The 838-nt window shown below is 58.7% G+C and carries 1 protein-coding gene; it reads right to left on the minus strand.

Features of this window, described 5'->3' with window-relative positions:
• Nucleotides 1-838: IS256-like element IS1249 family transposase (locus QP934_RS11455; protein ID WP_419127586.1), on the minus strand; the 838-nt coding region annotated here is incomplete at both ends.

Consider the following 838-nt stretch of genomic DNA (forward strand, 5'->3'; position numbering starts at 1 on the left):
TGGATTTGATCCGCTCGGGCGCAAGGACTCCTGCTGGCGGGTTGAGGTAGACAAACAGCATCTCGGACCGCCAAAGATGGTTGAGGCTGTTGTAGGCCTTGCGCACGTTGTGGTGGGTCCACACGCGGGTCCATGCACCTGTTTTGGGGTCTTTGATCATGGTTTTCTCGTTCATCCATTCCCGGTAGATCGTTGAAAACTCGTGCAGTTGCACACCCCACGCGGCGGCTTCATCCAGTGTGGTGATCCGGGTCAGTTTCAGCGCAAGTCGGTAGATGGTGCGCCCGGCATCGGTGCGTGGGTTGGTGGTGGTGTAGCGGCGGACCACGCGTTGGGCGTGGACGAGGCAGCGTTGAATTTTCGTAGTCGGCCAGCACTTTTTGATTGCGCTGTATGCGCCTTGGCCGCCGTCGATGACGGCGATGAGTGGTGCTTCGATGCGTTCGAGCAGCAGTTGGTAGTCGCGGGTGGTTTCGTGTTTGCACCAGTGCCAGGCAATGACGTGATCGATGGTGGCAGCGACGATCAAACAGCCGCCGGCGGTGTAGGTGCCATCGAGAAATACCTGGTCGTAGATCCGCTTGTGGTGGCCGGCGGTGGGGTCAGGCACATCAACGAGCCAGCACCACTTGAAGCGCCGCTTCATGGTGGCGCGGCTAACACCGTTTCGTTTGGCTAGGTCGTCGAGTGATATTGCGGTGGTGCAATGCTCGATGAACTGGGTGAACACTGCCGCGTTGGTGATGTCGTTTCGACGTTTGACGCTGGAGGCGCCGCATTGTTTGCAGCGCCATCTGGTGGTGCCTTTTCTGGTGGTGCCGTTGCGTTTCATTTCACC

Source organism: Corynebacterium sp. MSK122, assembly GCF_030229435.2.
Taxonomy (GTDB): Bacteria; Actinomycetota; Actinomycetes; order Mycobacteriales; family Mycobacteriaceae; genus Corynebacterium; species Corynebacterium marquesiae.